This is a genomic window from Mesorhizobium robiniae (genome assembly GCF_040545535.1).
In the GTDB taxonomy this organism is placed as follows: domain Bacteria; phylum Pseudomonadota; class Alphaproteobacteria; order Rhizobiales; family Rhizobiaceae; genus Mesorhizobium; species Mesorhizobium robiniae.
The window spans coordinates 427595-452720 of the sequence record NZ_JBEPMC010000002.1 but is presented as its reverse complement, the minus strand read 5'-3'; the positions used below and the strand labels follow the sequence as shown (position 1 = coordinate 452720).

24 protein-coding genes and 1 riboswitch are annotated in these 25126 nt (G+C 61.8%); of the genes, 13 read left to right on the top strand and 11 right to left on the bottom strand.

Going from position 1 to position 25126, the window contains the following annotated elements; translation table 11 throughout:
- Window position 1: 1 nt before the first annotated feature.
- Entirely contained in the window at window positions 2–856 is an 855-nt protein-coding gene (locus tag ABID19_RS06565; RefSeq protein WP_354488981.1) for a thermonuclease family protein, read from the top strand.
- On the opposite strand, the gene ABID19_RS06560 is transcribed toward ABID19_RS06565, so the two are convergent.
- A complete protein-coding gene (locus ABID19_RS06560) occupies window positions 819–2468 on the bottom strand; it encodes a lysine--tRNA ligase (protein ID WP_354488979.1) in 1650 nt (549 codons plus the stop codon). The genes ABID19_RS06565 and ABID19_RS06560 overlap by 38 nt on opposite strands.
- Before the next feature lie 171 nt (window positions 2469–2639).
- Here ABID19_RS06560 and ABID19_RS06555 point away from each other — a divergent pair, with 171 nt between their 5' ends.
- The gene (locus ABID19_RS06555; RefSeq protein ID WP_352933892.1) at window positions 2640–3050 is read left to right on the top strand and encodes a tellurite resistance TerB family protein; all 411 of its coding nucleotides are present in this window, start codon (window positions 2640–2642) and stop codon (window positions 3048–3050) included.
- A 40-nt stretch (window positions 3051–3090) separates the two neighbouring features.
- Here ABID19_RS06555 and ABID19_RS06550 read toward each other — a convergent pair whose 3' ends face one another.
- Window positions 3091–3924 carry a transporter substrate-binding domain-containing protein gene (locus ABID19_RS06550; RefSeq protein WP_354488977.1) on the bottom strand — a complete coding sequence of 278 codons (834 nt, stop codon included), beginning with the start codon at window positions 3922–3924 and terminating at the stop codon, window positions 3091–3093.
- Window positions 3925–4200: 276 nt separating this feature from the next.
- Between ABID19_RS06550 and ABID19_RS06545 the strand changes: the two genes are divergently transcribed.
- From ABID19_RS06545 to ABID19_RS06535, 3 genes are all read left to right on the top strand, one after another.
- Window positions 4201–4932 carry a helix-turn-helix transcriptional regulator gene (locus ABID19_RS06545; RefSeq protein ID WP_354488975.1) on the top strand — a complete coding sequence of 244 codons (732 nt, stop codon included), beginning with the start codon at window positions 4201–4203 and terminating at the stop codon, window positions 4930–4932.
- Between the two features lie 97 nt (window positions 4933–5029).
- Window positions 5030–5668 carry an acyl-homoserine-lactone synthase gene (locus tag ABID19_RS06540; protein WP_354488973.1) on the top strand — a complete coding sequence of 213 codons (639 nt, stop codon included), beginning with the start codon at window positions 5030–5032 and terminating at the stop codon, window positions 5666–5668.
- Window positions 5669–5681: 13 nt separating this feature from the next.
- Window positions 5682–6428: an enoyl-CoA hydratase-related protein gene (locus ABID19_RS06535; RefSeq protein ID WP_354488971.1), complete on the top strand. Its 747-nt coding sequence runs from the start codon at window positions 5682–5684 to the stop codon at window positions 6426–6428.
- A 70-nt stretch (window positions 6429–6498) separates the two neighbouring features.
- Here ABID19_RS06535 and ppk2 read toward each other — a convergent pair whose 3' ends face one another.
- The gene (ppk2, locus tag ABID19_RS06530) at window positions 6499–7407 is read right to left on the bottom strand and encodes a polyphosphate kinase 2 (protein WP_354488969.1); all 909 of its coding nucleotides are present in this window, start codon (window positions 7405–7407) and stop codon (window positions 6499–6501) included.
- A gap of 224 nt (window positions 7408–7631) precedes the next feature.
- Here ppk2 and ABID19_RS06525 point away from each other — a divergent pair, with 224 nt between their 5' ends.
- Window positions 7632–8894 (top strand): ATP-binding protein, encoded by a 1263-nt coding sequence (locus tag ABID19_RS06525; protein WP_354488968.1) that lies wholly within the window; start codon window positions 7632–7634, stop codon window positions 8892–8894.
- Window positions 8895–8992: 98 nt separating this feature from the next.
- Entirely contained in the window at window positions 8993–9718 is a 726-nt protein-coding gene (gene phoU / locus ABID19_RS06520) for a phosphate signaling complex protein PhoU (protein WP_352934453.1), read from the top strand.
- A gap of 96 nt (window positions 9719–9814) precedes the next feature.
- Here the strand turns inward: phoU and ABID19_RS06515 are convergent, their stop codons facing one another.
- Window positions 9815–10333, bottom strand: coding sequence for a GcrA family cell cycle regulator (locus tag ABID19_RS06515; protein ID WP_354488966.1), 519 nt, complete (start codon window positions 10331–10333; stop codon window positions 9815–9817).
- A 352-nt stretch (window positions 10334–10685) separates the two neighbouring features.
- Between ABID19_RS06515 and ABID19_RS06510 the strand changes: the two genes are divergently transcribed.
- From ABID19_RS06510 to ABID19_RS06500, 3 genes are all read left to right on the top strand, one after another.
- A complete protein-coding gene (locus ABID19_RS06510; RefSeq protein ID WP_352933871.1) occupies window positions 10686–11885 on the top strand; it encodes an aspartate aminotransferase family protein in 1200 nt (399 codons plus the stop codon).
- 17 nt (window positions 11886–11902) lie between these two features.
- Window positions 11903–12814, top strand: a complete 912-nt coding sequence (gene argF, locus ABID19_RS06505; RefSeq protein ID WP_354488964.1) for an ornithine carbamoyltransferase — start codon at window positions 11903–11905, stop codon at window positions 12812–12814.
- A gap of 123 nt (window positions 12815–12937) precedes the next feature.
- Window positions 12938–13972, top strand: a complete 1035-nt coding sequence (locus tag ABID19_RS06500; RefSeq protein WP_354488962.1) for an Hsp33 family molecular chaperone — start codon at window positions 12938–12940, stop codon at window positions 13970–13972.
- A gap of 6 nt (window positions 13973–13978) precedes the next feature.
- On the opposite strand, the gene apaG is transcribed toward ABID19_RS06500, so the two are convergent.
- Window positions 13979–14371, bottom strand: coding sequence for a Co2+/Mg2+ efflux protein ApaG (apaG, locus tag ABID19_RS06495; protein WP_354488960.1), 393 nt, complete (start codon window positions 14369–14371; stop codon window positions 13979–13981).
- Between the two features lie 320 nt (window positions 14372–14691).
- Between apaG and ABID19_RS06490 the strand changes: the two genes are divergently transcribed.
- Window positions 14692–15837 (top strand): ceramide glucosyltransferase, encoded by a 1146-nt coding sequence (locus ABID19_RS06490; RefSeq protein ID WP_354488958.1) that lies wholly within the window; start codon window positions 14692–14694, stop codon window positions 15835–15837.
- Between the two features lie 24 nt (window positions 15838–15861).
- Here the strand turns inward: ABID19_RS06490 and ABID19_RS06485 are convergent, their stop codons facing one another.
- Window positions 15862–17052 carry an O-succinylhomoserine sulfhydrylase gene (locus ABID19_RS06485; protein WP_354488956.1) on the bottom strand — a complete coding sequence of 397 codons (1191 nt, stop codon included), beginning with the start codon at window positions 17050–17052 and terminating at the stop codon, window positions 15862–15864.
- A 57-nt stretch (window positions 17053–17109) separates the two neighbouring features.
- Window positions 17110–17187: riboswitch (SAM riboswitch) on the bottom strand.
- Between the two features lie 170 nt (window positions 17188–17357).
- Between ABID19_RS06485 and ABID19_RS06480 the strand changes: the two genes are divergently transcribed.
- Together ABID19_RS06480 and ABID19_RS06475 are read left to right on the top strand one after the other, a co-directional pair.
- A complete protein-coding gene (locus ABID19_RS06480) occupies window positions 17358–18452 on the top strand; it encodes a 2'-deoxycytidine 5'-triphosphate deaminase (RefSeq protein WP_354488954.1) in 1095 nt (364 codons plus the stop codon).
- A 97-nt stretch (window positions 18453–18549) separates the two neighbouring features.
- Entirely contained in the window at window positions 18550–19323 is a 774-nt protein-coding gene (locus ABID19_RS06475) for an ABC transporter substrate-binding protein (RefSeq protein ID WP_354488952.1), read from the top strand.
- 16 nt (window positions 19324–19339) lie between these two features.
- Here the strand turns inward: ABID19_RS06475 and ABID19_RS06470 are convergent, their stop codons facing one another.
- From ABID19_RS06470 to chvE, 5 genes are all read right to left on the bottom strand, one after another.
- Window positions 19340–19789 (bottom strand): hypothetical protein, encoded by a 450-nt coding sequence (locus ABID19_RS06470; protein WP_354488950.1) that lies wholly within the window; start codon window positions 19787–19789, stop codon window positions 19340–19342.
- A 27-nt stretch (window positions 19790–19816) separates the two neighbouring features.
- Window positions 19817–20809, bottom strand: a complete 993-nt coding sequence (araD1, locus tag ABID19_RS06465) for an AraD1 family protein (RefSeq protein WP_354488948.1) — start codon at window positions 20807–20809, stop codon at window positions 19817–19819.
- Between the two features lie 211 nt (window positions 20810–21020).
- Window positions 21021–22313 carry a multiple monosaccharide ABC transporter permease gene (mmsB, locus tag ABID19_RS06460; protein WP_352933843.1) on the bottom strand — a complete coding sequence of 431 codons (1293 nt, stop codon included), beginning with the start codon at window positions 22311–22313 and terminating at the stop codon, window positions 21021–21023.
- The gene (mmsA, locus tag ABID19_RS06455) at window positions 22310–23842 is read right to left on the bottom strand and encodes a multiple monosaccharide ABC transporter ATP-binding protein (RefSeq protein ID WP_352933840.1); all 1533 of its coding nucleotides are present in this window, start codon (window positions 23840–23842) and stop codon (window positions 22310–22312) included. Before mmsA ends, mmsB begins: the two co-directional genes overlap by 4 nt.
- 100 nt (window positions 23843–23942) lie before the next feature.
- Window positions 23943–25007 (bottom strand): multiple monosaccharide ABC transporter substrate-binding protein, encoded by a 1065-nt coding sequence (gene chvE, locus ABID19_RS06450; RefSeq protein ID WP_352933837.1) that lies wholly within the window; start codon window positions 25005–25007, stop codon window positions 23943–23945.
- Window positions 25008–25126 lie beyond the last annotated feature (119 nt).

The window sequence follows — 25126 nt, the reverse complement described above, 5'->3', positions numbered from 1 at the left end:
GGTGCGTCCGCTCCATGCCGCCGCGGCGGTGTTGACGATCCTGGCGACGGGGGCCGCGATCGTCGCCGGCGGTCGCGCCGTGCTGCATGACGAAAACGTCCGTGTCGCAGCTCGGGCGCAGGCCGGCATGGCGGCGCAATCCGAAGCGCCTGCTACATCAGCGATTCCCCGACCCGAGGTGGCAAGGCCGGAGGCGCATTCGAGGGCAATCGATCCCGAGGTCATCGCGCCGCCGCAGCTTCAGGCCGAAGAGCTTGAACGGGTCGAGCCGCGTGCGCCGCTGAGCGAGCTGGCGCTGGCCAGACCGCCCAAACCGCCCAAGCCGAAAATGCCCGACGACTGGAACGGGACGAAACTGTTTCAGCCGGTCGCGCCGGCCGCAGGAGTGATCGAGGCCAAGGGCTACTCGGTCGCGATTTCCGGTATCGAGATTGTCAGGCAGGACGAGACCTGCATCGACGGCGGCAAGTCCTGGACGTGCGGCACCCGGGCGCGAACGGCGTTCCGTGCTTTCCTGCGCGGCCGGGCGGTGGTCTGCACGGTGCCGCCCCAAGGCGGCCGTGATCTGATCGCCGCTGAATGCCGCGTCGGCAACCAGGATGTCGGCCAGTGGTTGATCGAAAACGGCTGGGCGCGCGCCGCCAAGAACGGTCCTTACGTCGAGGCCGGCGAGAAGGCGCGTACGGCGAGGAAGGGCATTTTCGGGCCGGCGCCCAGTCTCTCCGGCCTGCCTCCGGCGCCAGCCCCTGTCGCGGCTACGTCGCAGCCGATTCTCGATCCATCGGCGACGACGGCTACACCGCCAACCGAGACGGCGGCTACGCCGCCAGCTGACCAGCCAGCGCCTTCTGAATGAGCGCGCGGGTTTCTGCGGTGCCGTAGAGCGCGGCGAAGGAACCGAAGCGCGGGCCGCGCTCCTGTCCGATCAGCACCTGGTAGATCATCTGGAAGAAGGCGACGGAGACGCCGGGACCGCCTTCCGGGCTCTGCTTCGAATGGTCCTGATAGCGTTCGATTTTGCGCGCGACGTTGAGGGCGGCGTTCTGGATCACCTCGCCATCGGCGCCTGACGGCAATGCAGCGAGCGCTTCGGAGAGCTTCGTCAGCGCCTCGCGCTCGACCGCGTCGGCGGCGCGGTACACCTTGGCCGGCTTCACGAAATCGTCGAAATAACGGATCGCATATTCGGCCAGCCGGTCGAGCTCGGGGTGGGTCTTCGGCGTGACGCCCGGTGCATGACGCGAAATGAACCCCCACAGCACGTCCTTGTTCTGCGCGTTCGAAGCGCTGACCAGATTGAGCAGCAGCGCGAACGACACGGGCAGATCGACAACAGGCGGGTTACCATCATGCATATGCCAGACGGGGTTTCCCAGCCGCTCCTTCCACTCCTGCCGGCGATAGGCGGACAGAAACGCGTAATACTCGTCCACCGCCTTCGGAATGACGTCGAAATAAAGCTTCTTGGCCTGCCGCGGGCGTTGGTACATGTAGAGCCCGAGGCTTTCGGTCGGCGCGTAAGTCAGCCACTCGTCTATGCTCAGTCCGTTGCCCTTCGACTTCGAGATCTTCTGGCCGTTCTCGTCCAGGAATAGCTCATAGACGAAATGCTCCGGCGCCCGCCCACCCAGGATGTTGCAGATACGGTCGTAGATCACCGCATTCGTCTGGTGGTCCTTGCCGAACATTTCGAAATCGACGCCGAGCGCCGCCCAACGCATGCCGAAATCCGGCTTCCATTGCAGCTTCACATTGCCGCCGGTTATGGGAAGCGTCGTCTCGGTACCGTCATCGTCGAAAGTGATGGTGCCGGCCTTGGCGTCGACATGCTTCATGGGGACGTAAAGCACGCGGCCACTCTTGGGGGAAATCGGCAAGAACGGACTGTAGGTCGCTTGGCGCTCTTCGCCGAGCGTCGGCAGCATCACGTCCATGATTTTGTCGAAACGTTCGGCAGCACGCAGCAGGACTTCGTCGAAACGGCCAGCCTTGTAGTATTCCGTCGCGCTGGCGAACTCGTAGTCGAAGCCGAACGTGTCCAGGAAGCGGCAAAGCATTGCGTTGTTGTGGTCTGCGAAGCTCGCATAGTCGCCGCCGAAAGGGTTGGGGACGGACGAGAGCGGCTTGTGCAGGTGCGGTTCGAGTGCGGCGCGATCGGGGACGTTGTCCGGAATCTTGCGCATACCGTCCATGTCGTCGGAAAAGCACAAGATCTTGGTCTTGACCGTGTCCCCGGTGAGCACACGGAAGGCGTGGCGCACCATCGAGGTGCGTGCGACCTCGCCGAAAGTACCGATATGCGGCAGCCCCGACGGACCGTACCCGGTCTCGAACAGTACGATCTCGGGAAAGTCAGTGCCTTTGTAGCGCTCTACGATCTTCCTGGCTTCCTCGAACGGCCATGCTTTGCTTTCAGCCGCTGCCGCAAGCACCTCGGGATTGAGATCGATGATGTTTGATCCCGCCATGTCACTGTTTTCCAAATCATTCGCCGGCATCGCCGCAAACAAGGGGGCCGGACCAGGTTTTTCAACCGGTCTCTAGGCGCGCGTGCCGTGGGCGTCAACGATCGCAGCTCTTTTTCCTTGCGGCGTCGATGCCTCGTTCCTAACTTCGGAGCCCATTTGAGGAGTTTTTAAATGTCGTTGCCGCCGCATGAAGCCCTGATCTATCTGATGGTCATCACCTCCGCGTCCGATCGCGACATGACCGATGTCGAATTAGCGCGAATTGGCGACGTCGTTCGCTCGTGGCCGGTGTTCGAGGATTTCGACCACGACCGGCTGGTCGGCGTCGCCCAGGACTGCCAGAAGATGCTGCATGAAAAGGACGGACTGGAAGGCGTTTTAGCGCGCGTCTCGGAGGCACTGCCCGAGCGGCTGCTTGACACCGCTTATGCTGCAGCTTTCGAGGTTGCGGCCGTCGACCTCGAAATGCGCTTGGAGGAGGTGAGGGTGCTGCAACTCATTCGTCGCCAGCTCGATCTCGATACGCTCACCGTCGCCGCCATCGCCCGGGCCGCCAAGGCTCGCCTTCGCACGCTGACCTGATCCGGGTCCCGAAGGTTCAGAAAAAACTGACCGGGCCGGATCAGAAAAAACTGACCGGGAAATAGCGCAGATAGAATTCGGCGAAGATGCCCTTCACCGAAATCTCTTGCAATGCGTAATCGAACGCCGCGGCCAGCGCCGGATCGCCGGCCCTTGTGGCGATGGCCATGCCCGAGCCTAGATATTCGGGCGCAAGATAGGGGCCGCCAGCAAAGCGGCAGCAGGCCGCGGCATCCGAACCGCCCAGCCAGAAGGCGAAGCGCATGCCGTCGCCGAACGCCGCGTCGACCTTGCCGGCCTTGAGACCATCGTAGAGCTCTTCCGGCCGGTCGAAGGGGACGACCTGAACGCTGCCGAAATAATCGCGCAGCATCCGCTCATGCGCGGAGCCGACGACCACGCCGACGCGTTTGCCGCGAAGTCTGTCGAAGATCGGTTCTGTGAGCGCTTTTGTCTTCTGCATGATGAAGCGCGCCGGAAACTGCAGGTAAGAGCGCGAGAAAGCATATTTCGACCGCGACTCCGGCGTGGCGGCGATGCCGGCAATGATCGCTTCGCCTTCGCCCTTCTGCAGTGCCCCTTCGAGCTCGGCCCAGGGCAGCGCCTGGATCTGGCATTTTTCCGCCACGCCGAGTTCGGTGCAGATGGCGCGCGCCAGATCGACGTGGAAGCCGGACAAGCGGCCTGCGCCGTCGAGGAAATTGAAAGGCGGGAAATCGGTGGTGGTCAGGAATCTCAGACGCGGCAGCGCGGAAAGATCGGGCTTCGGCAGCCGCTCCTTGGCATCCCACAGCACCGGCACTTGCGGCTCCGCGGCACGCGCACCCGTGAGCCATTGTGCTCCCGTCATTGCCAGCATCAAGACGATGGACATCCACCGAATTACCACGATCGAGCTCCGTCCTGTCCTGTCCAATGTGGCTTTTGGTACGAAAATGACACAGGCACAACGGTTTTTGATTTCATCACGCCGATTTAGGGATATGCTTTGGCGAGCTTGCAAACATGTGTGGCGTCGGCTGGAAGGGCAGCTGCAAGGCGCTGTAAACAGAGGAGAGCAGGTTTGTAATCCGGGGTTGATGGCAAGGTGCAGGCCAAGCACTGGACCCGTTGATCTCAACGCGGAAGGCAACATGGGGTAGATGTTGCGATGGGCCACTTCGATAGAACACTGGAATTCATAGATCAGCTGCAGCACGCCAGTACGGCGGCGGCGGTCTGCGAGAAACTGCTTGGTATAACCTCGGAGTTCGGCCTGACGGCGCTGATGGCCGGGACGGTTCCGCAGCCAGGCACGCCGCGAGGCCAGCAAAAGAACCATGTGCTGCTTTGTGACTGGCCGGGAGAGTGGCTGGAGCGCTATGTGGCGCGCAACTACGTCGATCATGACCCCGTCGTCAGCCATATGAAGCAGCTCCAGGCGCCGTTCCAATGGCGGGAAGCGTCTCAGGGCATTCGCATCGACAAGAGCAGTGGCGAGGTCATGGGCGACGCCTGCGAATTCAAGCTGCGCGACGGCATGGCATTCCCGCTGGTCACGCTCGATGGTCAGATCGTCATGGTGTCGCTCGGCGGCGAGGCCGTGGAACTGTCGGAGGCCGAGTTCGGGCAGGTCTCGTTGGCGGCGACCTATGCGATCGGCCGCGCCATGCAACTCCATACGATGGCGGCCAAGACCATCGACCACGTCGAACTAACGCCGCGTGAGCGCGAATGCATGCAATGGGCCGCCGTCGGGAAGTCCGAATGGGAGATTTCACAAATTCTCGGCATTTCGGAACACACGTCAGAGAAACACCTTCTTAACGCCAAAAGCAAACTCGGCGCCGTCAACCGAGTGCAGGCGGTCGCGGAAGCGATAAGGCGCGGCTATATTAGCTAGCTCGGCCGCGCCGGCCTAGAAATTCTTGCCTACGTGATCGCGTAATTTTCTGGGGAAAGCCCGGCCGTATCTTCCTATTGAACCCAGGAGACGGCAGATGCTTTTTTCCCTTACCACACAGGAACTTATGGAACGCCCCGACCTTTGGGAGGCCGTTCATCGTTTGCGCTACAAGATTTTCGTCGAGGAAATGGGGTGGACCGACCTGCAGCGTCCCGACGGCCTTGAGGTCGATCAGTTCGACCACGACGAGGCGGTGCATCAGCTCGTCATTCGTAACGGCGAACTTGCCGGCTATCAGCGGATGTTGCCGACAACGCGGGCGCATCTTCTGACCGAGGTGCTGGCGGACCTCTATGAAGGGACGCCGCCGTCCGGGCCCAGCGTCTGGGAACTGACCCGCTATGCTGTGGCCCCGGGCTTTCGTGACGGCAAGCGCGGCGTATCGACGGTCGGCACCGAGCTCATTGCCGGCTTCGTCGAGTGGGGGCTGAAACGCAACGTCAATCAGGTGATCATCGAGTTCGAGCCGATGTGGGTCCTGCGGGCGCTGCAATTGCACTTCCTGGCGAAGCCGCTTGGCTACCAGCGCACCTATGGCAACCAGCAGGTCGTCGCCACGCTGCTCACCTTCAACGAGCATACGCTTGAGGTGATCCGTTCGCGTCGCAGTCATTTCGCGCCGGTGCTGGCCAGGGGGTATCCCGACAGGCTCGGACTGAGGCAGGCCTCGTGAGATGGAGATGGCCATGAACGTCCACACGCAAACAGAGTTCCGCAACCATACGCTGATCGTCACGGTGTCGTCGGATGACGGCCGGCCGGTCTTGGATAGGCGAGCCTATGAAAGCCTGGCCAAGACCTTCCATGAAGCCGCCGTCGACGACGATGTACGCGTCGTGGTGCTGCGCGGCCTCGCCGGCTGCTTCTGCCTCGGGGGCGACTTCTCCGAGTTCCTCGATGCCACCAAGCATCAACGGTTGATCGCCGCCGTCACCGACATGTTCCGCACGTTGGCGACGTTCCCCAAACCGGTCCTTGCCTGTGTCGATGGCGACGCCGTCGGCGTTGGCTGCACCATCCTGTTCCATTGCGATATGGTGATCGCATCTGATGAAAGCACGTTTCGGGTGCCGTTCGTCGATTTCGGCCTCGTGCCGGACGCAGCGACCAGCATCCTGGCGCCGCAGAAACTCGGTTATGCCGGCGCTTTCCGTTTCTTCTGCCTGGGCGACACGCTCAGTGCCGAGGACGCCAGGATGCTTGGCCTGGTCACGGAGATCGTGATGGGCGATGTCGAGGAAGCCGCGCTTGGCAGAGCCAGGCAACTCGCCAAGAAGCCGGTCGCCGCACTGTTGCAGACGCGCGACCTGCTCAAGGGCGACACAGGCGCGCTTTGCGATCGCATCGACCAGGAGATTTCGCTGTTTCAGCAGGCGTTGCAGGACGACACCACACTGCGGCGGCTGCAGCGGATTGCCCGGCTGGCGGCGTGATAAGTCATTCGGGAGAATGACAAGAATATTCCGTAATCATGCCGCGCGTCCTTGAGGCGCGCGGCAGTGCTCAGGCCCCCGTTCCCAGGAATGAAGGTCCTTCTCCGATGATCTTCTTGTCTTCTTTGCCGATGGTGTCGAGATCGCGCCCCTCATAGGGAAGCGACAGCAGAATGCGCCGGATGACGGCAAGTCGCGCGCGCCGCTTGTCATTGGCCCGCACGATAATCCAGGACGCGAATTCCTGGTGCGTGCGTTCGAACATGAGATCGCGCGCCTTGGTGTAGTCGTCCCATTTGGCGATGCCGGCAACGTCGATCGGCGAGAATTTCCAGCTTTTCAAAGGGCTCCAACGGCGATCGTGAAACCGCTCAAGCTGTGTTTCCCGACCGATGTTCAGCCAGAATTTGAAGAAATAAATGCCTTCGTTGCAGATCATCCGTTCAAAATTCGGCGTCTCGTCCAGGAACTTCTGATGCTGCTCCGGCGTGCAGAAGCCCATGACCGGCTCGACGCCGGCACGATTGTACCAGGAGCGATCGAAGGTGACGAACTCGCCGGATGTCGGAAAGTGCGCAACATAGCGCTGGAAATACCACTGTCCGAGTTCGGTAGGCGTCGGTTTGGTCAGCGCTACGTTGCGCGCTGTCCGGGGGTTCAGGTATTGGCGCAGCACGAAAATCGTACCGCCCTTGCCGGCGGCATCGCGTCCCTCGAACAGCGACATCACCCGCTTGCCGGTCGATTGCAGCCATGCCTGCGCCTTGACCAGCTCGATCTGCAGCCGTTCGAGCGTCTCGTCATACTCGTCGCTTTTCATTTTCTTGTCGTAGGGATAGCCGCCGGCGGTCAGCTTGTTGTCCTCGACCCAATCCGGAAGCTCGGGATTTTCGATGTCGAACTCGAACTCCTTGCCGTCGATCCGTATCTTCAGCGGACCAGCAACGGGCGCGGCGGCATCTTCCTTGGGATTTTTCATCGAGACGAACCTTTCCAGCTTCCGAACTCATGCTATTGGGAGCCTTACTGCATCAGCCCGAAAATCGGAATCGATTTTCGGAAAGAACGATGCAGCGGACTAAAGCTGGTAAAGCGTTCTTGTGCGTCCGATTGGACGCACAGCACCCTAATGCCGGTCCAGTGGCAAGTTTCCAACCGGCCGGCCGGTTGAGGCGGAGGCACGGCGCGCGCGAATGGCTGACAATGGCTGACATGGGCGCAGAACAGCGAAGCACGGCTCAAGCCATTGCCGTCCGGCTGTGGAACAGCCGCTGGCTGCTGGCTGCTGGCATCGTCGCGGTCTTGACGGTCTATGTCTTCGCATCCGGCTACGTGGTGATGCTGGCATGTGCCGGGTTGCTGCTTGTCGCCGCGATGCTGCCGACCGGCGCTCCGCGCCAGTCCGCCGAGGATGCCGCGGCGATAGAGACGAGCGGGCTGCAACAGCTGTCGGGAGAATATCTCGCGGCGGCCGTTGCCGATCCTCTGATCATTTTCGATCGCGCCGCCACGATCGTCCATGCCAACGCTGCCGCCTTTGCTGCCTTCGGCGGCATCGCACCGGGCATGTCGCTGTCGCTGAAATTCCGTGCGCCAGAGATGCAGGCCTTGCTGGACAGCATTTTAACGGGAGTCGCCGCTTCGGACGTCGTCGACTATACCGAAAAGCTACCGGTCGAACGTGCCTACCGGGTGAGTGCGTCCTCGGTCGGCCATGGCACCGACCTCTATGTTCTGGTCTTCAAGGACCAGAGTGAGGCGCGCCGGATCGACCGGATGCGCGCCGACTTCATCGCCAATGCCAGCCACGAACTGCGCACTCCGCTCGCCTCGATCTCCGGCTTTATCGAGACGTTGCGCGGCCCGGCCCGCAACGACCCGGCGGCACGCGAGCAGTTCCTGCAGATCATGCAGAACCAGACCGGCCGCATGGCGCGGCTGATCGACGACCTGTTGTCGCTGTCGCGACTGGAGATGAAACCCTATCTGAAGCCGGGAACCGAGGTCGACCTCCGCCAGACCCTCGACAGCGTCATCGATTCGCTCGGGCCGCTTGCAAGGGAGAACGGCATCGCCATCGAGCGGGAGTTCGCGGAAGGGCCGCTCGATGTGCCCGGAGATCGCGACGAACTTTTCCAGGTCTTCGAAAATCTGCTGGAAAACGCTTGCAAATATGGACAGTCAGGCGGGCGTGTCGTGGTGACGATTGCGCACAACGATGCCGGCCCCGAGCCGGGCATCGACGTCACTGTCAGAGACTTCGGTCCCGGCATTCCCGAGGAGCACATTCCGCGCATCACCGAGCGCTTCTACCGTGTCGATGTCGAGAACAGCAGGACCCAGAAAGGCACCGGCCTCGGCCTGTCCATCGTCAAGCATATCCTGACACGTCACAACGCCAGACTCTCGATCAAGTCGGAGGCGGGCAAGGGTGCTGCCTTCTCGGTTCATTTGCCGGCACACTAGCGCTGCGCTACGTATTAACGGGCTTTTTCTTTTTTCTGTCATCCGGCTAGCGTATCAGCGGGGATTCGAGGAAACGACTCACTATGGAAGGCATTTCCATGCAGTCCGTGCACATCGTCAGCGCCTATGACGAGGAGCTGAAATATCTGTCGAAGCGCATCGCCGCCATGGGCGGGCATGCCGAACGCATGGTCGAACAAGCGATTGCGGCCCTGGTCAACGCCGACCCCGGCCTAGCCCAAAAGGTGATCCGCGACGATCTCGTTCTGGACGAAGGACAGCGCGAGATCGACGACAAGGCGATTGTCATCATCGCCAAGCGTCAGCCGATGGCGACGGATCTGCGTGAGATCGTCGGCGCGATCCGTATCTCGGCGGACCTCGAACGGGTCGGCGATCTCGGCAAAAATGTCGCCAAGCGCGTGGTTGCCGTCACGGAAGGGCGCCAGCCGACCAGCCTGTTCCGTGGCATCGAGGCCTTGGCCGACCTGGCGTTGACGCAGCTCAAGGAAGTGCTCGACGTCTACGCATCGCGCTCGGTGGAAAAGATCGGTTTCGTGCGTGACCGCGACGACCAGATCGACGCGGTGTACACGTCCCTGTTTCGCGAGTTGCTGACCTACATGATGGAAGATCCGCGCAACATCACGCCTTGCACGCACCTGCTATTTTGCGCCAAGAACATCGAGCGGATCGGCGACCACGCCACCAACATCGCCGAGACGATCTATTACATCGTCACCGGCGACCAGATGCCGGCCGAGCGGCCAAAGGGCGACAAGACGGACAAGATTGTTCTACCGGCAGCGCTACCCGCTAAGTAAACGGCCCGCCTAAGGGCAGTAGGGCATCGCCTCGTGAGGCGCTTCTCTGCAATTCACCACATACTGCCGTACTGCCTTATTCCCCTATTCCCTTAACTACCTACTGCGCCGCCGCTCCGAGGCAGGCTGAAACGCAACGCGAGCATGGTACTTGCAATAGGGCCCGGTTTCGGCCGCGTCGTTGCCGCAGAAATGGAACTCTTCCGAAAGCGGATCGCCATTGGGCCATTTGCATGTCCGCTCGGTCAGCTCGACGAGTTGCAGATGCCGTGAAATCGGCACGACGACATTCTCGACCGGGCGGATGTAATGACGCGCGACAGGCTCGGCGTCGAATTGCGCCTGCAGCGCCGTCGCGCCGATCGACGTGGTGATATGCCGCGCGGTGCTCGCGGCCCGTGACACCGATTTCTGGATGCTCGATCCCTGTACACTTTTTTTCTGACGCGCCGGCGTGGCGGTTGAACGCCCGCGGCCCGACAGTTTCAGCCGATGCACTTTGCCGATGACCGCATTGCGGCTGACGCCTCCAAGCTGGGCGGCGATCTGGCTGGCACTTAGTCCCTCCGACCACAATTTTCTAAGAAGTTCTACTCGCTCGTCAGTCCAGTTCATGACCGCGCTCCTGCTGAGGCGTGAGGCAATCGGAATCCAATCCCGACCCGGCTTCTGCCGGGCAGACACCACATATATCGGGTGATTAGGTCCGCCGCACGAAATCTAGTTATTTCTCGACTACAATTACCTTATGCGCTGACTCGGTGACAAGAGTCCCGAGGGCAACACGAATCGGTTTTTTCGGTTTTCCCCAACTTGCCCGGTCGCTTATGAGCCGGCATCTGGCTGGGAGGCTTGTCGCGTGTCTTTGCGCGACGTTTTCGTTGACTTCATGGCCGAAAAACACGATAAGCCGCAAAGGCCGCCGCTTTGGCGGCTTTTTGATTTTCCGGTTCCGGAGACGCATATAATGAGCGGTTCGGCGCTTTTCGAGACCTTTACCCGCGCACCCCTGGCCTTCGACCACGGGGAAGGCACTTGGCTGATTACCGACAAGGGCGAACGATACCTCGATTTTGCTGGCGGCATTGCCGTGAATTCGTTGGGCCACAGCCACCCACATCTGGTCGCTGCACTTACAGAGCAGGCCGCCAAGCTCTGGCATATCTCCAACCTCTACGAGATTCCGCAGCAGAGACGGCTGGGTGAGCGGCTGGTCGACGCCACCTTCGCCGACAAGGTGTTCTTTACCAATTCCGGCGCCGAGGCGCTGGAATGTGCGATCAAGACGGCGCGGCGCTACCACTTCGTCAAGGGCCATCCAGAGCGTTTTCGTATTATCACCTTCGAAGGCGCTTTCCACGGCCGCACCCTGGCGACGATAGCGGCGGGCGGCCAATACAAATATCTCGAAGGATTTGGGCCCAAGGTCGAAGGCTTCGATCAGGTCGGTTTCGATGATATCGACGCCGCCGAAAAGGCGATCACGTCGGAGACCGCAGCGATCCTGATCGAGCCGGTACAGGGCGAAGGCGGCATCCGCCCGGTGCCGACACAGTCGCTGAAGCGGCTCCGGCAGCTCTGTGAGCAGCATGACCTGCTCTTGATTTACGATGAGGTCCAGTGCGGCATCGGCCGCACCGGAAAACTGTTCGCGCATGAATGGTCCGGTGTGACGCCTGATATCATGGCAATCGCCAAGGGCATCGGCGGTGGCTTTCCGATGGGCGCCTGCCTGGCCACCGACGAGGCAGCGGTCGGCATGACCGCTGGCGTGCATGGCACCACCTTTGGCGGCAATCCGCTGGCGATGGCGGTCGGCAACGCAGTGCTCGACGTGGTGCTGGAAGACGGCTTCCTGGAGGATGTCCAGCGCAAGGCGCTGTTGTTGAAGCAGGGGCTGGCGGGCGTTGCCGACGAATTCCCTGATGTCATCGAAGACATCAGGGGAACCGGCCTGATGCTCGGCCTGAAATGTGCGATGCCCAACACCAAGGTGAACACGGCGCTGCGCGATCAGCATCTGCTGACGGTTCCGGCGGGCGACAATGTCATCCGCCTGCTACCACCGCTCACCGTCACCGATGCTGAGATCCATGAAGCGCTCGACCGCATCCGCACCGGTGCCCGGGGCCTGGCGGACGCCATCGCCGCGGCTGCCGCGAAGTAACAGTCGAAAGACCCCAAATGAGCCTTCGCCATTTCACCGATCTTTCCGCCGTTTCCGAAGGCGATCTGCGCTTCATGCTGGATGATGCAGTCGTGCGGAAGGCAAAGCTCAAGGCCGGTGAGCGGACCAAGCCGCTCGAAGGCAAGGTGCTGGCCATGATCTTCGACAAGCCGTCGACGCGCACGCGTGTGTCCTTCGACGTCGGCATGCGCCAGCTCGGCGGCGAGACCATCATGCTGACCGGCACCGAGATGCAGCTCGGCCGCTCCGAAACCATCGCCGACACAGCCAAGGTGCTGTCGCGTTATGTCGATGCGATCATGATCCGCACTACATCGCATGACCGGCTGCTCGAGCTGACAGAGAACGCCACCATTCCCGTCATCAACGGGCTGACCGACGATACCCATCCCTGCCAGCTGATGGCCGACATCATGACCTTCGAGGAACATCGCGGTCCGGTTGCCGGCAAGACCATCGCCTGGACCGGCGACGGCAACAATGTGCTGCATTCCCTGCTGGAAGCCTCGGCGCGGTTCCGCTTCAACCTGAATGTCGCCGTGCCGGAAGGCAGTGAGCCGGCGCAGAAGCATATCGACTGGTCGAGGGCGCATGGCGGTAAATTCAATTTCACCCGCTCGCCCGAGGAGGCGGTGCACGAGGCCGACTGCGTCGTCACCGACTGCTGGGTGTCTATGGGCCAGGAGCACCGTGCGCGCGGCCACAATGTCTTTTCACCCTACCAGGTCAATGCGGCGCTGATGGCGAAGGCAAAGCCGGACGCATTGTTCATGCATTGCCTGCCGGCGCATCGCGGCGAGGAGGTCACCGACGAGGTCATCGACGGGCCGCATTCGGTGGTGTTCGACGAAGCCGAGAACCGGCTCCACGCCCAGAAGGCGGTTTTGGCCTGGTGCCTCGGCGCTTGATCCGGGCCACCCTGATCCAGGCCAGCTTGATCCGGCCCACCTTGATCCGGCAATGCGTGGTGCCTATCTCAGGCGCATCACGCAAATCGAGCGCGTTTCGACGCATGCGCCCCGGAGGGCGGCATGGCCGCGCCCCGGAGCTTTGTTATGTTGGAAACTCATCAATTGGCTGAACATCAACCCAAACTCGGCGAATTCGGCTACGCCGGCGACGATCATGTCGTGCCTTTTGAGGTCGGCCCGCTCGACGTGCGCGGCCGCACCGTCCAACTCGGGCCGATGCTCGACGCGATCCTCAGCCGTCACGACTATCCCGAGCCGGTCGCCCGCCTGTTGGCGGAAGCCTGCGTGCTGACGGTGCTGCTTGGCACCTCGCTCAAGTTCGAGGGCAAGTTCATCCTGCAGACCCGCACCGACGGGCCGGTAGACATGCTGGTCGCGGATTTTTCCACGCCGTCGGCGCTACGGGCCTATGCGCGTTTCGATGCCGACCGGCTGGAGGCGCTGACCGCCGCCGGCGAGTCCTCGCAGCAGACGCTGCTCGGCAGCGGCGTCCTGGCGCTGACCATCGACCAGGGCGCCCACACGCAGCGCTATCAGGGCATCGTCCAGCTTGACGGCGAGACGCTGGAGGAGGCCGCGCGCACCTATTTCCGTCAGTCGGAGCAGATCCCGACCGATCTCAGGCTCTCGGTGGCCAAGCTGTTGACCCCAGGCATCGGCGGCGCCCGCGAGCAGTGGCGTGCCGGTGGCATCCTGGCGCAATTCCTGCCGCAATCGCCCGAGCGCATGCGTGTGCCCGACCTTCCGGGCGGCGACGGCGATCCGCGCGACGAGATTCACGATCCGGTCGACAATTCCTGGCAGGAACTGCTGGCACTGCTTGGCACCATCGAGCCGACGGAACTGATCGACCCGACGATCGGCGCCGAGCGGCTGCTTTACCGGCTGTTCCACGAGCACGGCGTCCGCGTCTTCGGCGGCGTTCCGGTCGCCGACCAGTGCTCATGTTCCAAGGAGAAGATCCGCGGCATTCTCGAAGGTTTCTCCGCCGACGAGATCAGGGACAGCACCGAGGATGGCGGCATTCACGTCGCCTGCGAATTCTGCTCGAAGCAGTATGACTTCGACCCAGCGGAATTTACCGCGGCGCAGTGACAGCTGTCAGTTGACGGTGCGCCGTGTGCCCGGCAGGTCGAGCGAAAAGGCGGGGATGGCGATATCGAACGTCTCGCCCCGCTTGTTGCGCATCGTGTAGTGGCCAACCATGATGCCGGAAGGCGTCGGCAACGGGCAACCGGACGTATATTGATAGCTGTCGCCGGGGTTGAGCTCGGGCTGGTCGCCAACGACGCCGGCGCCGCGCACTTCCTCGACGCGGCCGGCGCCGTCCGTGATATGCCAATAGCGCGACAGAAGCTGAACGAACTCGTCCGACTGGTTGTCTATGGTCACGTGATAACCCCAGACATAGCGGTTCTCCGACGGGTCCGAGCGATCTTCCAGATAGAACGGCCTGACCAGCACTTCGATGTTGCGCGTGACGGCGCGGTACATGGATTACTCCGGTTGCTGCGGCAGGGAACATTTGTCCCGCTGCGCGGTTTGATGCGGGAGCGCAGACCCCGTTTGCCGACCTCAAAGCGCACGTGCCGAAAAACAATGTCATTTAAGTGACACATGACAATGCTGGTGTGCACAGACCGTGCCGGGCGACTCGGGCGCTCTGTCGACTACCACATCGGCCCGAAAATCGAGTTTGATTTTCGGGCCGATGCGTAGACTCAAATGCGTTAGAGCGTCCTTGGCGCGTCCAAATGGACGCGGCGCTCTCATGAAACGGCCGCAGGCGGCCTTTCCGGAGTGACCAGATCTCGATGGAACTGACTCTCGCAGCCGCCGTTGCATCTTCAGCCCTTCTTTTTTCAAATCTCGCCAGCATCATGCTCGCCTCGTCGCGGCTCAAGAAGCGGCAGGTCATCGCTGCACCCTCCGGGAAGCCGCCGCCTCTCTCGATCGTCGTGCCGTCGCGTGGCGTCGAGCCGTTCACCGAGGAGACGCTTCAGCGCGCCTTCTCGCTCGATTGGCCACACTATGAACTGATCTTCTGCGTCGCCCATGCCGACGATCCAGTGGTCAATCTCATCAACGCCGCTATTGCCCGTTATCCCCATGTGCCGGCGCGGCTGCTCACCGGCGATGACCGCATTAGCGCCAATCCCAAGCTCAATAACTGCGTCAAGGGTTGGGAAGCCGCACGCCACGACTGGGTCATCCTTGCCGACTCCAACGTGTTGATGCCCAAAGACTATATCCAGCACCTGATGGCCGCATGGCGGCCGACCACAGGCCTTGTCTGCTCGACCCCGATCGGCTCGCGGCCGGATGGCTTCTGGGCCGAAGTCGAATGCGCTTTTCTCAACACGCTGCAGGCGCGCTGGCAATATGCCGGCGAGGCACTTGGCCTCGGCTTTGCCCAGGGCAAGAGCATGCTGTGGAACAAGCCGATGCTTGACGCGAACGGCGGTATCCACGCGCTCGCCGCCGAGATCGCTGAGGACGCTGCTGCGACCAAGCTGGTCAATGGGCTCGGCTTGCGCGTCAATCTCGTCGCCTCACCGTTCGAGCAGCCGCTCGGCCAGCGTACATTTGGCGAAATTTGGTCGCGACAGGCCCGCTGGGCGCGGCTGCGCCGCGTCACCTTCCCGCTGTTCTTCGCGCCCGAGATATTAACCGGCGCGGCAATGCCACTGCTGTTGGCGCTGATCGCGGCGGCCAGTGCCGGCGTCAGCTTGCCCACCACGGCTTTATGCGTACTGCTGATTGCCTATCTGCCGGAATGCATGCTCGCCTGGTCCAAGGGCTGGTATCTCTCGCCACGCACCGTCACTGCGATGATCGTGCGGGATACGGTGCTTCCCGCCATCTGGGCACGTGGCTGGCTGGGCGGTGCTGTCGAATGGCGCGGCAATGCCATGACCATCCGCACCAAGGCTATGACCGAGTTGGAAGAAAGCGTCTGAGAAATCCCTGCCGCGCGGCGACTGCTATTTGGCTGATTTGAGTGCCTGCTCGACATCTGCGAGCAGATCGTCCGTGTCCTCAAGTCCGACGGACAGCCTCAGCGTGCCCGGCCCGATGCCGAGCTCGGCGCGCGCCTCATCGCTCAGATTCTTGTGCGTCGTCGTCGCCGGGTGGGTGATCAGGCTCTTGGCGTCGCCGAGATTGTTGGAAATCAGCACGATATCGAGCGCGTTCTGCAAGGCGAAGGCTGCCTGCTTGCCGCCCTTGACGTCAAGGCAGATCAGCGTCGAGCCGCCCGACATCTGCTTCTTGACGACCGCCGCCTGCGGGTGGTCGGCGCGGCCGGGATAGATAACGCGGGCGATTTCCGATCGCTCGGCAAGAAAATCCGCGATCTTGCCGGCACTTTCCGTCTGCTGACGCACGCGCAGCGGCAGCGTCTCCAGGCCCTTTAGCAGCGTCCAGGCGTTGAACGGAGACAGGCTGGGACCGGTGTGGCGGAAATAGTCGTGCAGGTTCTCGTCGATCCACTTCTTGTCCGACAGGATGATCCCGCCGAGGCAGCGACCCTGGCCGTCAATGTGCTTGGTCGCCGAATAGACGACGATATGGGCGCCGAGCTGCAACGGTTTCTGCTGCAAGGGCGTGGCAAAGACATTGTCGACGATCAGCCGCGCGCCGATCGAATTGGCAAGCGAGGCAACGGCTGCGATGTCGACGACTTCCAGCGTCGGATTGGTCGGGCTTTCAAGAAAGAACAGCTTGGTGTTGGGCCTGACCGCCTGTTCCCAATTGGCGATTTCGGTGCCGTCGACCAGCGTCGCCTCGATGCCGTATTTCGGCGCCAGCGTCTCGACCACCCAGCGGCAGGAGCCGAACAGCGCGCGCGCCGCCACGATATGGTCGCCGGCCCTGGCGCTGCACAGCAGCGCCGCCGTCACCGCAGCCATGCCCGACGCTGTGGCGCGGGCATCTTCGGCGCCCTCCAGCGCACACATGCGCTTCTCGAACATGTCGACCGTCGGATTGGCGTAGCGCGAATAGATGAAGCCCGGTTCCTCGCCCTTGAAACGGGCCTCGGCCGCTTGCGCGGTGTCGTAGACATAGCCCTGGGTGAGGTACATCGCCTCGGAGGTCTCGCCGAAACCGGAACGCAAGGTCCCGCTATGCACGAGTGCTGTCTGAGGTTTCCAATTGCGCTTCTTGCTTGTCATCACTTTTGTTCCAGACACAAAAAAACCGGCCGCGAAAGTCGCAACCGGTCCATACGGCCTTGCGGCCCGACGGTCCTTTAGCGACTTGTTTAACGTGGCTGCAAGCCGACCGGCCAAATCACCACGGGATAACGACCCTTTAGACCCGGACCTCGCTTGCGTCAATTGCCGGCATGATTAAGAGGTTTGTACCAGCAGGTTCCGCAAAAGCCTGCCCTTGGGTCTGACCTGAGGGCGTCTCACGGTTTTGCGGCATAAGACTGCAAGAAACGAGACCTTGCCCGGCCTTCAAGCGGAGCCAGACTTTGCGGCAGACAGGCATTCTTCCCGATCAGGACATTTCCGCACTGTTCCAGTCGGGTGCGCTGACGTCGCTGCGCGCGCTCGACGCCGACCAGATCCAGCCAGCCAGCCTCGACCTCAGGCTTGGCGACAAGGCCTGGCGGGTGCGCGCCTCTTTCCTGCCCGGCCCAAACCACAGGGTCGCTGAAAAACTCGACCGTCTGAAGCTGCACGAAATCAATCTCGCCGACGGTGCGGTGCTGGAGACGGGCTGCGTATATATCGTGCCGCTGCTCGAGAGCCTGGCGCTTCCGGCAAATATTTCGGCCTCGGCCAACCCGAAGAGCTCGACGGGACGGCTCGACATCTTCACTCGCGTGATGACCGATCGCGGCCATGAGTTCGACAAGATCGCTGCCGGCTACAACGGTCCGCTCTATCTGGAAGTCAGTCCGCGCACCTTTCCGATCGTCGTCCGCGCCGGCTCGCGGCTGTCGCAGATCAGGTTCCGCACCGGCAATGCGCTTTTGTCGGAAAGCGAGCTGCACGAATTGCACCGTGCCGAGACGCTCGTCGCCACCGAGCCACCCAACATTTCCGGTGGTGGCATCGCGCTGTCGATCGATCTCGATGGCGATAAGGATGGCCTGGTCGGTTACCGCGGCAAGCACCACACCGGGCTGGTCGACGTCGACAAGCGCGCCGCGCAGGATGTCGTCGACTTCTGGGAGCCGCTCTACAAGAGCGGTGCCGGCGAATTGGTGCTCGATCCGGACGAATTCTATATCCTCGTCAGCCAGGAGGCGGTGCATGTGCCGCCGCTCTATGCCGCCGAGATGACGCCCTTCGATCCGCTGGTCGGCGAATTCCGCGTCCACTATGCCGGCTTCTTCGATCCGGGCTTTGGCCATTCGGCGGCCGGCGGCACCGGCAGCAGGGCGGTGCTTGAAGTGCGCAGCCACGAAGTGCCGTTCATCCTCGACCACGGCCAGATCGTCGGGCGCCTCGTCTACGAGCACATGCTGAAGCGGCCGCAGGCACTCTACGGCACCGATCTCGGCTCGAACTACCAGGCGCAGGGCCTGAAACTGTCCAAGCATTTCCGCGCCGCGCGCTGATCGCCGATCACGATCAGACCGTGCTTGCCTGAACCCTGCGGGTCGTGCTTGGCTGTGTCCAGCCGTCAGGGTGGCTCTGAACCAAGGGAACAAAAAAATGCAGATTTCAAGATGGATCGCATCGGCAGCAACAGCCGCCATGCTGGTGATATCGGCCGGCTCCTTGTCGGCGCAAGCACAGGAAAAATTGAAGATCGCCACCGAAGGCGCCTATCCGCCGTTCAACACCATCACCGCGGACGGCAAGCTCGTCGGCTTCGATATCGACATCGCCGAGGCGCTTTGCGCTCAGATGAAGGTCGAGTGCGAACTTGTCACGCAGGACTGGGACGGCATGATCCCGGCGCTCCAGGCCAGAAAATTCGACGCCATCGTCGCGTCCATGAGCATTACCGAGGAGCGCAAGAAGCAGGTCTCCTTCACCAACAAATACTATACGACGCCGCTTTCGCTGGTGGCCTTGAAGGACAGCGATATTGCCTCGACCGAACCCGCCGCAGTCGCCGGCAAGACGGTCGGCGCCCAGGCTTCGACCACCCAGGCCGACTATGCCCAGGATGTCTATGGCAAGGCCGGCGCCGAGGCAAAGCTCTATCCGACCCAGGAGGAGGCGGTTGCCGACCTGATGAACGGCCGCCTCGATGCCGTCCTCTCAGACAAGTTCGTGCTGACGGACTGGATGAAGAAATCGAGCGACGGCTGCTGCAAGATGGTCGGTGACGTCAAGGGCACCGAGACGGAAGCAGGCATCGCCGTGCGTCAGGAAGACAATGCGCTGCGCGAAAAGCTCAACGCCGCCATCGATGCGATCGTCGCCGACGGCACCTACAAGAAGATCCAGGCCAAGTATTTCGACTTCGATATTTATTGAGAGTCAGCTTCGCTGGTCAGCCGCGAAAGAGATACTCTTTCGCGGCGCCCAAGCAGCCATGAAATTGGCCGATAAAGCGCAGTTCGCGTATGGCCAAACGCTTCCTGCCCCAAAACCCTTCGGTCTGTTTTTCCTCGTCGAGCGCCGCCTTTGAGCCGCGCTTCAAGAGGAACAACTGCTTGTTGAGGCAACCGAGAATATGGGCTCTGGCGGAGTCGATACCGCAAACCCTGCCATTGTCGTTCAGCCTGTCGCTGCGAAGCGCTGATGTCATGCGATCCGTGTTGCGCATCAGAAAGCCCACCTGCACTTTCGAATAGCCGGTTGCCAGAAGACGGCTTGTCATCGCCGAGCGGGCTTCACGGTAGGATTTCGGGCTGCATTGGCCGGCGCTAAAGACCACCGATGGCTGGATCAGGAGCAGGGCCAGGCCAGCGAACACAATGACAAGCCGCATTCTGTTCATTTCCAGCTCCCAAATTGTGACGCTGCCTCACAGCGCCCTCACCGCCACCTTCACCGGCTGCTCGATTTCGAGCGGATTGCGCAGCGGCAGGCCGAAATCCTTGGCCTCGATCTCGAACACGTCGCCGGCCTCGGTCCTGACGCCGTCGGCGAAGGACAGCGTCGCCGTGCCGAACATGTGCACATGCACGTCGCCCGGCTGCCGGAAGGCCGAATATTTGAAATGGTGATGTTCGAGATTGGCGATGGTGTGCGACATGTTCGCCTCGCCCGACAGGAACGGCTTTTCCCACAGCAGCTTGCCGTCGCGAACGATGCGCGAGGACCCCCTGATGTCGGCCGGCAAATCGCCAATCAGGATCTCCGGCCCGAAAGAGGCGTTGCGCAGCTTCGAGTGCGCCAGGAACAGATAGTTCACGCGCTCGGTGACGTGGTCTGAAAATTCGTTCGACAGCGTGAAGCCGACACGGAACGGTGCGCCGTCGTCGCCGATGACATAGATGCCGGCAACCTCCGGTTCCTCGCCGGCATCCTGGGCGAATGCGGGCGACAGAAGCGCCGCACCGGGCGCCACCGCCATGGTGCCGTTGCCCTTATAGAACCACTCAGGCTGGACGCCCGTCTGTCCCTTGGCCGGCTTGCCGCCTTCCAGTCCCATGCGGAACATCTTCATGGAATCCGTGAGCTGCTCCTCGCCGTCGGTGCTGAGCTTCTTGTGCATGGCATCGCGTGTCGCGGCAGAACCGAGATGCGTCAATCCAGTGCCGGTGAGGTGGAGATGCGCCGGATCGGGATGGTTGATCGGCGACAAAAGCCGTCCCTTTTTATAGGCGGCATCGAGGTCGATCGCTTCACCGAACCCTTTGCGCTCGATGAGAGCGACAAGTCCGCTGCCGGTGCGCGCAGCCTCCATTGCCAGCGAATAGACGCTGCGGGCGCCGTTAATGATCCTGGTCTTGCCGCCATTGCGGGCAACGACGCGAATCGTTTCGGCCTCGTCGAGGATCTGGGAGATCAGCATGATGTACCCTCTCTCTGGTGCTTTGGCCCGGCTGCCCATTTGGCAAACCCTGACCTGCGCGGCTCGGGACCAATCCGTGCCACGGGTGAAATTCTTCGTCCGGATTGCGCTCGCTGGCCTGGTCTCTCAGGAGACTTCTTCGCGCCGGCCCTTGCCGGCAGCCGCGATCTGACCCGTATGGTTTCCTCGTCCGGCCAGGTTTCTCCCGGCTTCAACCCTTGTTCTTGTTGTAGACGTCGAAGACCACGGCACCGAGCAGCACCAGGCCTTTGACTACCTGCTGCCAGTCGACATTGACGCCCATGATCGACATGCCGTTGTTCATGACACCCATGATGAAACCCCCGACCACAGCGCCGATGACCTGGCCGACGCCGCCCATCGCCGAAGCGCCGCCGATGAACACGGCGGCGATGACGTCGAGCTCGCTGCCGAGGCCCGCCGCCGGCACGGCTTGCCCCAGGCGCGCCGCGATGATCAGGCCGCCAAGCGCCGACAGCACGCCCATATTGACGAACACTAGAAGGGTCAGCCTTTCGGTCTTGATGCCTGATAGCTGCGCCGCCTTGGCATTGCCGCCCATCGCATAGATGCGGCGGCCGATCGTCATGCGTTTGGTGACGAAGACGAACAGGGCGATCAGCGCGCCCATCACCACAAGGACGATCGGGAGGCCTCTGTAGGTGGCGAACTGGTAGACCAGGAACAGCGCCAGGGCGCTGGTCACCAGGGTCTTGACGACGAACAGCATGAAGGGTTCGGCTTCATAGCCATGCCGCTCGCGGCTGCGCCGTGCCCTGAGCCCGAAGTAGGCATAGGCGAATACGGCGACGAGACCGATCACGATCGTCGTCATGTGCAGCGTCAACCCGCTGCCGACGATCGTCTTGCCGGCGGCGTTCACGACCGGCGGGATCAGCGTCAATGAACCGATCACATCAGGAATGAAGCCGGAGCTGAGCGCCTTGAAGCCGACCGGAAGCGGCCCCACGGAAGACCCGCCACCCAGCAGCGCCTGGCAGATGCCGCGGAAGATCAACATCCCGGCCAGTGTGACGATGAAGCTCGGTATTCGGTGATACGCGATCCAGTAGCCTTGCGCCGCGCCGATTGCGCCACCGACGATCAGGCAGATGATCGACACCACCAGCGGATTGCTCAAAGGGCCAAGCGGCCAGATGACCATCATCATCGCCGCGAGCGCGCCGATGAAGCCGGCGACGGAGCCGACGCTGAGATCGATATGGCCGGAGACGATCACCAAAAGCATGCCCAGCGCCATCACGATGATGAAGCTGTTCTGCTGCACCAGGTTGCTCAGGTTCACCGGCTTGAACAGCGTTCCGGACGTCGTGAACTGGAAGAAGAGCATGATGGCGATCAGCGCCAGGATCAGGCCGTATTCGCGCAGATTGGTGACCAGGGCCGAGACGGCAACGCGAGGTGTCTGTTGGAGGTCCTGGGCGACGCCGCTCTGCGGCCCCGGAGCGCTTTCGGTGCTCATGATGCTTTTCCTTCTCCCCGGACGATGGCGCGCATGATTTTTTCCTGATTTGCGTCGGCCGCGGCCATTTCTCCCACGATGCGCCCTTCATTCATGACGTAGATGCGGTCGGTGATGCCGAGCAGCTCGGGCATCTCGGACGAAATGACGATGATCGCCTTACCCTCGGAGGCAAGACGCGCGATGATCGTATAGATTTCATACTTGGCGCCGACGTCGATGCCACGCGTCGGCTCGTCGAGGATCAGCACTTCCGGATTGGCGAACAGCCATTTCGACAGCACCACCTTCTGCTGATTGCCGCCCGACAGATTGCCGGTCATCTGATAGACGCTGGACGAGCGGATGTTGGTCTTGGCCTTGTATTCGTTGGCGACGGCGAGCTCGCGCATGTCGTCGATCACGCTATGGCGCGACACGCCGGGAAGGTTGGCCAACGTGATATTGTGCTTGATATGATCGATCAGGTTGAGCCCGTAGGTCTTGCGGTCTTCGGTGACGTAGGCAATGCCGTGTTCCACCGCCTTGCTCACCGAAGAGATATCGATCGGCTTGCCTTTGAGGCGCACTTCGCCGGTAATGCGGCGGCCGTACGACCTGCCGAACAGACTCATCGCGAATTCCGTGCGTCCGGCGCCCATCAGCCCGGCGATGCCGACCACCTCGCCCTTGCGGACGTCGATGTCGATGCCCTTGATCACCTGCCGATCGGCGTGGATCGGATGATAGACCGACCAGTCCTTCACTTCGAGCACGGTCTCGCCGATCTTCGGCTCGCGCGGCGGGAAACGGTTATCGAGCGAGCGGCCAACCATCGAGGTGATGATGCGGTCCTCGCGGATGTCTTTCTTGGCCAGCGTCTCGATGGTCCGCCCGTCGCGGATGATCGTGACTTTGTCGGCGACCCGGTTGACCTCGTTGAGCTTGTGCGAGATCAGGATCGAGGTGATGCCTTGCCGCTTGAATTCGAGCAATAGATCGAGCAGCGCCTGGCTGTCCTTTTCGGACAGGCTCGCGGTCGGCTCGTCAAGGATCAACAGCTTCACTTCCTTGCTGAGCGCCTTGGCGATCTCCACCAGTTGCTGCTTGCCGACGCCGATATTGGTGATCAGCGTCTTGGGATCCTCCTTGAGGCCCACCTTCTTCAGCAGGGCGCTTGTGCGAGTCTCGTTGGCATTCCAGTCGATGACGCCATATTTTGCGTGTTCGTTGCCGAGGAAAATGTTCTCTGTGATCGACAGCATCGGCACCAGCGCAAGTTCCTGGTGGATGATGACGATGCCTTTGTGTTCGCTGTCATGGATGCCTTTGAAATGGCATTCTTCGCCACGGTAGATGATCGCGCCGTCATAGGTGCCGGACGCATACACGCCCGACAGCACCTTCATCAGCGTCGACTTGCCGGCACCGTTCTCTCCGACTACGGCGTGGATCTCGCCTTCTTCGACGCGCAAATTGACGTTGGACAGCGCTTTGACGCCGGGGAACGTCTTGGTGATGTCGCGCATCTCCAAAATCGTCGAGGTCATCAGGAATTAAGCTCCTCCGAGATCGGCAAAACATACCGGCCTCGCTGGTTAACGAAAAGGGGCCCTGCATTGCGCAGGACCCCAGTCTTCATATCAGAGATTACTTCAGCTCGTCGGCCTTGATGTAGCCGGAGTCGACCACCAGGGCCTGGTAGTTCGACTTGTCGACCTCATGTGGCGTCAGCAGGATCGAGGGAACGACCTTGACGTCGTTGTTGTAGGTCGTCGTGTCGAGGCCTTCCGGCTTGCCGCCCGAGAGCACCTTGTCGACGAGCTCGACCGTCGCCTTGGCGAGTTCGCGGGTGTCCTTGAACACGGTCGAGTACTGCTCGCCGGCGATGATCGCCTTGACCGAAGCGGTCTCGGCGTCCTGGCCGGTGACGATTGGCCATGGCTGGTCGGCCGTGCCGTAACCGACGGCGCGCAGCGAGGCGATGATGCCGCGCGACAGGCCGTCATATGGCGAGAGCACGCCATCGACGCGGCTGCCATCCGAGTAGTTGGCGGAGAGCAAATTATCCATGCGGGCCTGAGCGGTCGCCGCCAGCCAGCGCAGCGTGCCGACCTTGTCCATGCCCATCTGGCCGGACTTCACGACCAGCGTCTTGTCGTCGATCAGCGGCTGCAGCACCGACATGGCACCGTTGTAGAAGAAGAAGGCGTTGTTGTCGTCCGGCGAACCGCCGAACAGCTCGATGTTGAACGGACCCTTGTTCTCGGGATAGCCGAGGCCCTTGAGCAGGGATTTGGCCTGGATGACGCCGACGCCGAAATTGTCGAATGTCGTGTAGTAGTCGACATTCGCCGTCTTCTTGATCAGACGGTCATAGGCGACGACGACGACGCCCGCGTCAGCCGCCTTCTGCAGTGCGTCCGACATCGTGGTGCCGTCGATCGAGGCGATGATCAGCGCTTTCGGTCCTTTGGTGATTTCGTTTTCCAGCTGGCTGAGCTGATTGGGGATATCGTCCTGCGCATATTGCAGGTCGACAGTGTAGCCGAGAGCCTCGAGCTGGGACTTGACGGCGTCGCCGTCGTTGATCCAGCGCTGCGAGGTCTTGGTGGGCATCAGCACGCCGACGAGGCCTTCGCCTGCCTGTGCAGGCAACGTCATGGCCGCGATGCCAAGGGCCGCGACGGCGGCCAGTGTCTTGATGATCTTCACATTAACTCTCCCTGGTTGATGGACGCGCACCCTGGGTTTCGTGGGCCGCGCGATCGTGCAGGAGCGCCCAAACGCGCCGCTGCCGTCATATCGATCTCCGGTATCCTCCCAATCGGCCC